Source organism: Methanobrevibacter sp. (genome assembly GCF_045220775.1).
In the GTDB taxonomy this organism is placed as follows: Archaea; Methanobacteriota; Methanobacteria; order Methanobacteriales; family Methanobacteriaceae; genus Methanocatella.
In genome coordinates, this window is sequence record NZ_JBGUWC010000135.1 from 1 (window position 1) to 8,525 (window position 8,525).

Annotated in this window: 7 protein-coding genes and 2 pseudogenes; 2 read left to right on the plus strand and 7 right to left on the minus strand. The window is 36.2% G+C overall.

Annotated elements, in window-relative coordinates:
- The 5 genes and pseudogenes from ACJROP_RS09240 to ACJROP_RS09260 all read right to left on the minus strand — a co-directional run.
- Window positions 1-1,367 (minus strand): formylmethanofuran dehydrogenase subunit B (locus ACJROP_RS09240; RefSeq protein ID WP_406535184.1); only part of this gene is annotated, 1,367 nt, incomplete at its 3' end.
- Window positions 1,357-1,926, minus strand: coding sequence for a molybdopterin dinucleotide binding domain-containing protein (locus tag ACJROP_RS09245; RefSeq protein ID WP_406535185.1), 570 nt, complete (start codon window positions 1,924-1,926; stop codon window positions 1,357-1,359). The genes ACJROP_RS09240 and ACJROP_RS09245, both read right to left, overlap by 11 nt.
- Window positions 1,927-1,938: 12 nt before the next feature.
- The gene (locus ACJROP_RS09250; RefSeq protein WP_405270090.1) at window positions 1,939-2,169 is read right to left on the minus strand and encodes a ferredoxin family protein; all 231 of its coding nucleotides are present in this window, start codon (window positions 2,167-2,169) and stop codon (window positions 1,939-1,941) included.
- Window positions 2,170-2,177: 8 nt separating this feature from the next.
- Complete coding sequence (fwdF, locus tag ACJROP_RS09255; protein WP_406535186.1) at window positions 2,178-3,275, minus strand: tungsten-dependent formylmethanofuran dehydrogenase subunit FwdF; 1,098 nt, start codon at window positions 3,273-3,275, stop codon at window positions 2,178-2,180.
- Window positions 3,268-3,620, minus strand: a pseudogene (locus ACJROP_RS09260) (4Fe-4S dicluster domain-containing protein). The gene fwdF and the pseudogene ACJROP_RS09260 overlap by 8 nt, the downstream one beginning before the upstream one ends.
- 411 nt (window positions 3,621-4,031) lie before the next feature.
- On the opposite strand from ACJROP_RS09260, the gene mobB reads away from it, so the two are divergent.
- Together mobB and moaA are read left to right on the plus strand one after the other, a co-directional pair.
- A complete protein-coding gene (mobB, locus tag ACJROP_RS09265) occupies window positions 4,032-5,069 on the plus strand; it encodes a molybdopterin-guanine dinucleotide biosynthesis protein B (protein ID WP_406535187.1) in 1,038 nt (345 codons plus the stop codon).
- Window positions 5,070-5,071: 2 nt separating this feature from the next.
- A complete protein-coding gene (gene moaA, locus ACJROP_RS09270; RefSeq protein ID WP_406535188.1) occupies window positions 5,072-6,001 on the plus strand; it encodes a GTP 3',8-cyclase MoaA in 930 nt (309 codons plus the stop codon).
- A gap of 95 nt (window positions 6,002-6,096) precedes the next feature.
- Here the strand turns inward: moaA and ACJROP_RS09275 are convergent, their stop codons facing one another.
- Complete coding sequence (locus ACJROP_RS09275) at window positions 6,097-7,302, minus strand: Coenzyme F420 hydrogenase/dehydrogenase, beta subunit C-terminal domain (RefSeq protein WP_406535189.1); 1,206 nt, start codon at window positions 7,300-7,302, stop codon at window positions 6,097-6,099.
- A 112-nt stretch (window positions 7,303-7,414) separates the two neighbouring features.
- A pseudogene (locus ACJROP_RS09280) lies at window positions 7,415-8,525 on the minus strand (molybdopterin oxidoreductase family protein); the annotation flags it as partial.

The following is an 8,525-nucleotide window of genomic DNA, read 5'->3' on the forward strand; positions in this document are numbered from 1 at the left end:
TTTGGATTTGGCACATATTTTGGAGCTACGTTTGGCTCTTCTCTGAGTTTCATTACTCTTTCTTTCAATTCACGGACAATCCATTCGTCATCACGACAGGTTTCTGGTTTGTCGATAGCTTTCTTCATGTAAATAGGAACTCCATCCATACGATAACTGGTACCAGCACATTCAACAGCAATGAATGAACCTGGCAATACTACATCAGCGAGTTCGGTTGATGGACCCCAGTGAATATCGATTTGAATAACAGGAATGTTAGCTAAGTGTTGGTTTGCACCATTAGGGAAGTGAGCACCTGGGTCAGCTGCAATAACCATGAAACAGTCCGGTTCTTTTCTTACTAATAAATCGATAGTGTTGGTTTCACCCATCATATATCTTGGGTATCCTCTACAGTAGTCAACACCGAAAGCGAATCCACATTCGAATGCCATGAAAATGTTGAATCCGTTTACGTTAAAGTGACCCCTCATTGGAGTAAGACCCCATTTACTGTATTTGTTTAAGTCTTGTACCATTTTAATTGCAATATCAATGTTTCTTTGTTTTGATAATGTGTGGGTTAAACCTAAACCGAAGAAGAGAACACCGAATTCAGCGTTTTTCATTTCTTCTGCTAATTCATAAATGTCTTCTTTAGGAATTCCAGAAATTACGTCTTGGTATAATTCTTTTCCTCTGAGAACAGCTCTAATAGCATTGTAGAAACCGTAGTCCCCATTTTGTTCGAATCCAATCCATTTGTCTGAACATTTTGCAGTGTCTGAGAATTTTGGATCCATAGTAACGACAGTTCTGTCGAATCTTCCTCTTTGTCTGAAGTATCCACGGCAGAATGCTGCGTATCTTGCTAAGTGTCTTGGGTGAGAGTTCATTGCGTTACTTCCAGAGTAAACAATCATGTCTGCTCTGTTTTGAACTTCCCCTAAGGTTTGGATAGGGTAACCTGCGTTTTGCACAGCTTGGAGAGAAGGACCGTGACAGATAGTAGCTTGGTTGTCTAATACTGCACCGATGTATTCACCTAATGCTACCCCTTCTTTCATACATTCAGTAGAGGTTTCGGACCAACCGTAGAATACTGGTCTGATGGAATTAGCGATGTATTCAGCAGCTTTGTCTAAAGCGGTATCCCAATCTACTTCTTTGAGTTCTCCGTTTTCATCCCTAATCATAGGAACAATTAATCTTTGGTCCATATCTTCCATGATTTTACTTGCTCCTAATCTGCATGCGTGTCTTACAGCAACTACGTGACCGTTTTTAACTAAGTAGTCTAAATCGTCACAGTTACAACCACAAAATGCACAGGTACAATTTTCAACAATGTAATCATAATCAGTTACAGGTGGTTCATAAGTCATGATCAATCAACTCCTCCCATTTACGTCCATGATAAACAGGTAATTCACCTAAAGATTCCATGTTTTCAACAACATCGTTATCTTCTTCATCAACGTATTTTTTGTATACCCATCTCATTAAATCAGCCATGAGTAAAACTTTCCTATCGGTTTTTTCTACAGTACAACGAATACCTTTGTAAGTAGGGTCAGAACAACAGTAAGTATCGTGACTTACGATAGTGTTAGCCCATGGTCCTTTACAAATAAATACAGTACCTTCGTGAGGTGCATCTCTTGATACAGCACAGTTTACTACTACTTCACCGAAATCGGTTTTGACAAGTACGGTATCCCAGTTGTTTACACCTAATTTTGCCATATCTCTTGGATCCATGTAACAAGTACCGGAAGCGTTTTTATATTCTTCTTTTAAAGTGGATCCTCTTTTCTTACAAGCACCTTGGTAAATGTCAGATCCTGTGTTTAACATACATTTTAAAACATCAGTTGTTCCTTCACCAGTGATTTTTACATCAGGTACTACAGGTTTTTCTAAATAAGTATTAGCATAATGCATATTGTAATCCCCCTATTCTAACCATATAGCATTTACTGGGCAGAACATTTGACATGTTCCACATTCTTCACATTTTTCAGGACTAAAGAGTTTGATAAATCCGTTTTCTACCATCATAATAACTTCTTCAGTCTTTGCACCACTACCACCAGCGTTTTCAGGACTGATAGCTGCATTAACAGGACATGCAATTACACAAATCCCGCATCCTAAACAATTATCTTGATTAACTTTGAGTTCCATCCAATCACCTAGTCTTTAATAGCATCTAAAGCTTCTTTCCAAGTAACAGAGTTAATAGGAGTGTGGTCAATTTCAGTTCTTGTTACGGTAATAGCTCCGTTAGGACATGCATTTGCACATGCTTTACATTTTACACAGTAATCAGGATAAGCAATAACATGTTCCATTCTTGAACCTGGACCTGGAGATACAGGGAATGCTAAAGCATTACATGGACAAATATCTACACAAGCACCACAAGCTTGACATTTATCATCGTCTACTTCAATACTACCTTCAAACGGTTTTTTAACTTTTGCCGCATCAGTAGGACATACTCCTTCACACCATCCGCAGTATACACATGCATCTTGGTCAATGATGGAGTTTCCGGTTACAACTGCTTTTGCAGGATCTAAATCGTATTCTCCGTAAGAACAAGCTCTACAAAGCGCTTTGATTGCATTGGTTGGACAAGATTTTTTACATACTAAACAATATACACATTTGTCAGTATCAATTTCAATAGATTCTTTTCCAGTTGCTTTATCTACAACAATTGCTTCTGCAGGACATAATTCTTCACATACTCCACAGTAAATACAATCTTCTTCATTTACTTCGATTTCACCAGTTACTAAATCAGCACGGTTTGGTAAAATTCTTTCAATGACAATTGCATCACGAGGACATGCGATTTCACATCTTTTACAGTAAATACATTCATCATCATCGATTTCTGAGAAAGCATTATAATGAGGATATGCTTCAATTTCTTTGATTGGCACGTCATCAATAGTTAATACTAACGCATCAACAGGACATAATCCACTGCACATACCACATAATACACATTTACTTTCGTCAATGCTTATTCTTTGAACATCAAAGTCATCTTTGAAGTTTTGAGCAATCTTTTCATGTCCACTGAAATAGACATTGTTTGAAACTCTTTGACGAGCATCAATAGCGATTGCATTCAAGGTAATTGCTTCAACAGGACATGTGGATTCACAAATCCCACAACCTAAACAGGTTTGGTCGTTGAAAGACAAGTTTCTAACTTCGTCAGCAGCCCTTGTAATGTCAAAGTTGTTGTCTTTAACCTCTTTTAAATTTCTAATCATATTCAATCTCCAAAATTTTTATCGAATCAGTTGGGCATTCATCTTCACAAAGCTGACACCCGCAACATTGTATGGAGTCTGCATGTGCGGTCAATGATTCTAATTGAATAGCTTCATTGAACATGCATTTACACATAATCCACAACCAATACAAGAATCTCCCATAATTACTTCGAAATCTCTTTCTCTGCAAATATTCACAATTTTTCGACTCTGTTCTGGTTCTTCAGAATCAACGCATAACTCGCCAGAAAGTTCTTGGTGGCTTTTACGCGCATCCTTTAATTTGACTGCAATCAAATATTTCAAACCAGATGCAATATGTTTTGGCATTTGAACCATAATGTGTAATGATTACAATTATGTTAACCTATATAAATATATTTGCCTACTAGAATTAAGACACAACCTTTATATATTACCGTGTTAATAGTACACTATAAAAAAAGTGAAAAATAAATTTAAATAGCTCGTTTATGCATTAAATTACAAATATATGATTAAACATGAAACGAATAATTTATAATATTTATTTTCAAAATTTAGTGCAATTTTTCGATAGTAATATTAAGTTATATCGGTTATTTTTGGAAAAAAGGCGATAAAAATGCCATGAAAAATTATCATAAAAAGTTTGAAAAAGACGTTTTTGCTAAAAATTTATGCTCTCCAAAAATTGTGTGTACTAACTACACATTTTATTTTAGAAATGTTAATTAATACAAAAAACATATAATATAATGAGGGGATTATAAAATGAAAATTGTATCTATTGTTGGAAAGAAAAATACTGGTAAAACTTCACTATCTGTTAAGGTAATTAGTGAATTAACAAAAAGAGGTTACAATGTTGCCTCCATCAAACATTCCCACCACTCAATAGAAATGGACAAAGAAAATACTGACACTTGGAAACACAAACAGGCCGGAGCAAATCTGGTCGTTGGTGTGGGATCAACAACTTTTTTCAATGCAAGAAAGGAACATGACCTTAATAGAATATTATATTTACTGAAACATTTTGATGACTTTGACTTTGTCATCATTGAAGGCTATAAAAGTTACAACTACCCGAAAATCATAACATCCCCTGAAGTTAGAGACGAATATACGATTAAAGAAGTGGATTCATTCACAATTGATGAAGACGGCATCACTGAATTGGCTGATTTAATAGAAACTAGAGGCCATGATATTGTTGATACATTATTTGCAAACAATTGCGGATTCAACAATGGTGAGGCAATAGCGTCTGAAATTCGCAACGGAAACTTGAGTGTGAATGACCTAGATGAAACTTCAAGCTATCTTTCCATAGATGAGCATGTGGTTGGACTAAACAGATTTGTAAGTGACTATCTAAAGCAGAATGTCATTGGAATCGTTAACACACTAAATCTAGAAGAATATGATGTTGAAAAGATAGGCAAAATTGAACTGGTTATCCCTCAAGACCCAACAGAACAAAACCCAATTGATGCTAAATGCACAATTTTAGTTAACGGGAAAGATCTTGAGATAAATGAATTTACAAACAATATAGTTTCCAACTCCATTAAAGCTATGGTAAACTCTATAAAAACCGAAGATAATGTAAAAAGCATTGATGTCAATATTTCAAACATTGAAAATGGAGAATTGACCGATGCAGATATTTCTCTTAAAACCAACAATCATGATGTTGAAATCAATAATTTCACACAAGGAATTTTAAAAGAAACAATCTATGCTATCATTAATTCATTAAAGCATGATGAAGAAATTGAAGAACTGATAATTAAGGTGGATGATTGAATATGTTAGACGAATTTGTTAAGGATAAATTTGAAAGGCCAATCATTTCACTAAGAATTACAATTACAAATAGGTGCAATGTAAACTGTCTATATTGCCACCACGACGGAATGGTTACCTCCAGGGAAGAGATGACTGCAAATGAATTATATACAATCTGCAAAATCGCAAAAAAGCTTGGCGTTCAAAAAATTAGATTATCCGGTGGAGAACCACTGATTAGAAAAGACATTGTGGAGATTGTTGAAAAAATCAATAGCCTCGGTTTTAAAGACATATCCATGACCAGCAATGGAATACTTCTTGAAAAATATGCTCAGGGCCTGAAAGATGCTGGATTGAACCGGATAAATGTTAGTCTGGATACATTGAACCGTGAAACCTATGAATTTATCACACGAAAGGATTATCTGGAATCCGCAAAAGCAGGTATTTTAAAAGCGGTTGAGGTTGGCCTATACCCTGTTAAAATAAATATGGTCATAATGAAGGATATCAATCAAAATGAAGTGAAAGACATGTTCGAATTCTGTAAAGAAAATAATATGGTGCTTCAGTTAATTGAATTGATAGAAAGTGAAAACTGTGATGACGATAAATTCAGTGCAGATTATCATTATAAACTAGACATGATTGAAGAAAGGCTGGCTGATATAGCTGATGATGTTCATGAACGCAAATTTATGCAGGGGCGTAAAAAATATTACATTGACGGTGGAGAAATCGAGGTAGTTAGACCTGTAGATAACTCTACATTCTGTGCAAATTGCTCCAGATTAAGGATAACTCCTGATGGAAAAATAAAACCATGCCTTCTTAGAAATGACAATCTTGTAGAATTGATTTCACACATTAGAGCCGGCGAAAGCGAAGAAGAGCTAACAAAAATTTTCATAGATGGTATCAACAATCGTGAACCATTCAACCAATAATCACTTTTTTAATTATTTGAAAAAAATAGCTATTTTTATTTAAAGTTAAATTAATTTTTAAAAAAAAAGAAAAAAGGGTATAATAAGAAAACTTATTATAACCATTTAGCTTTGGATACGTGATCAGTGAATGGAAGTGGGTCGTCACTGCCCATACCAGGGATGTATCCGTAGATTTCTCTTACTTTGTTGTTTACAGTACTCCATACTTTAGCTACAGGAATTTCACATGGACATACTTCGGAACATTGACCACAGTTTGTACATGCGTCAACCATGTGTACTAAACGAGTTAAGTGGAAGAATGGAGCAGCAGGAGTGTATCCACCAGGTACCCATTCAGGACCTTCAGCTTCGAGACAGCAGTCTTCACAGAAACATAATGGACATGCTTCACGACAACCGTAACATTTCATACATTTGGAGAATTCATCTTCGTATTGGTAGAATACGTCGATAATATCACCAGTAGTGCCTGCGTAATCAACTTCTTTTTTAGCTTGAGATTCTTTTAACATGAAGTTGTTAATGTTTTCTCTGATTTTAACACCTTTTTCTTCAGGAGCAGTAGTTTCAATTAAACCAGCTTCAATAACTTTGTCTAATACTTCAGCACCTTTGTCAGAGAATACTTCAACAAATGTAGCTTTACCAGATAATTCACCGATAACTCCCCAGTTACCTAAAGCTAAGTCAGCGTTGGATGGTATTTTGAGATTACATCTTTGACAGTTTTCTCTTCTTCCCATACCTTGTTCTTCTAATTCATCAATTTTGAAACCTTTTTCGCCTTCAGCAGTTTCCATGATGAGTTTTCCTTTGGAAATTTCTTCTTTGATAACATCTTTAGGATCTAATTCGTATACATCTCTAATCATGTTCATGGTTGGAACAGGTGACATAGTTCCACCACAGTTAACACCAATCATAATGACGTTATCTTCGATGATTTTTCCTTTTTTCATTAATTCTCTGATGGTCATTGCATCACATGGTTTACATGCAACAGCGAGTTTCATGTATCTTGCACCATCTAAGTATTTGGATACAAATTTAGCAATGTTTAAAGTACCACAGTGAATGGAACCTGCAGTTTTAATTACATCAGCAGGATCAGTTACAAGGGTTGGAACACCATCATAAATATCGTGACCTTCGGTTACACCTACAACACCGTCAACGATACCTTCTTCTAATAAGTATTTCATGATAGTAGTTACTACACCACCGTACTCTCCTTTTTCTTTGATGTCTTCAATAGCAGAGTATGCGTAGTACATATCGTTAATTTTTGCGCTCATTTAAATCTACTCCTATTTATTTTCCTACTTGTACGGTAGTAGTTGACATGTTTTCAGCTTTAATTTCAGTGTCAGTACCTTCTTTGTAGACTTCTCCTTTCATTTCAACTACTTCAGGGAGTTTTTCTACTTGAATAGCACAAGCTTTTAATTCAACCATTTTGGATTTAGGGTCGAAAGAATCGGAGTTGGTTAATACGTTAGCTGCACATTCTACAAAGTGCATTGGGATGTTTACAATTCCTTCTCTGATGTCATCAGTTACACGTGCAGGAATTGCGATTTCTCCTCTTCTTGAGAAAGCTCTTACTACTTCACCGTTAAGAATTCCTCTTGCTTCAGCATCTTTACTGTTGATTTCGATGAATCCGGTTTTTACTTCGTTGGATAAGGTTTCACATCTTCTAGTCATTGCTGCGTGATAGTGGAACAAGATCCTAGTAGTAGTTAATAATAATGGGTATTCATCATCTACGGTTTCAACAGGTCCTTTGTGTTCTAAAGCTTGGAAGACACCTAAACCATCAGGGTGTGCGAATTTTTCTTTGTGCATTAATGGTTGACATGGGTCATCTTCGGAAGGACAAGGCCAGTGAAGTGCTTCTGGAGTATCTAATCTTTCACGGTTCATACCAGCCATGATTGGAGCACATTCTCTGATTTCATCAAAGATTTCTTCAGCAGATTCGTAGTGGAATAATGCTCTTGGTACGCCCATTCTAACAGCGATTTCTTCCATGATTTTCCAATCTAACCATGCGCCTTCAGGTGGTTCTTGTGCTTTGTGTAAGCATTGTACTCTTCTTTCACCACTGGTGAAGGTACCTTCTTGTTCACCCCAACCTGCTGCAGGTAATACAACATCAGCACATTGTGCGGTATCAGTTAAGAAACATTCTTGTACAATTAACATGTCTAAGTTAGCAAGTGCTTCTTTGGTGTGTTGTACGTCAGCATCAGAGAGAACTGGGTCTTCCCCGTGGATGTATAATACTTTTAAGTCACCAGCGTGAGCAGCGTTCATCATTTCAACTAAAGTTAAACCAGGAGTGGTTGGTAAGTTTACTTCGTAACCTTCGCCACTGTAGTAGTCGTTAAACCATGCAGTAGTTTCTGGGTCTTTAACTTTTCTGTATCCTACGTAATCGGAAGGTAATGCACCCATATCACAAGCACCTTGTACGTTGTTTTGTCCTCTTAATGGGTTTACACCAGTACCTTGT

Coding starts and splice junctions, on each gene's coding strand:
- ACJROP_RS09245 (WP_406535185.1), bottom strand. CDS start 1,926: ATGCATTATGCTAATACTTATTTAGAAAAACCTGTAGTACCTGATGTA.
- ACJROP_RS09250 (WP_405270090.1), bottom strand. CDS start 2,169: ATGGAACTCAAAGTTAATCAAGATAATTGTTTAGGATGCGGGATTTGT.
- fwdF (WP_406535186.1), bottom strand. CDS start 3,275: ATGATTAGAAATTTAAAAGAGGTTAAAGACAACAACTTTGACATTACA.
- mobB (WP_406535187.1), top strand. CDS start 4,032: ATGAAAATTGTATCTATTGTTGGAAAGAAAAATACTGGTAAAACTTCA.
- moaA (WP_406535188.1), top strand. CDS start 5,072: ATGTTAGACGAATTTGTTAAGGATAAATTTGAAAGGCCAATCATTTCA.
- ACJROP_RS09275 (WP_406535189.1), bottom strand. CDS start 7,302: ATGAGCGCAAAAATTAACGATATGTACTACGCATACTCTGCTATTGAA.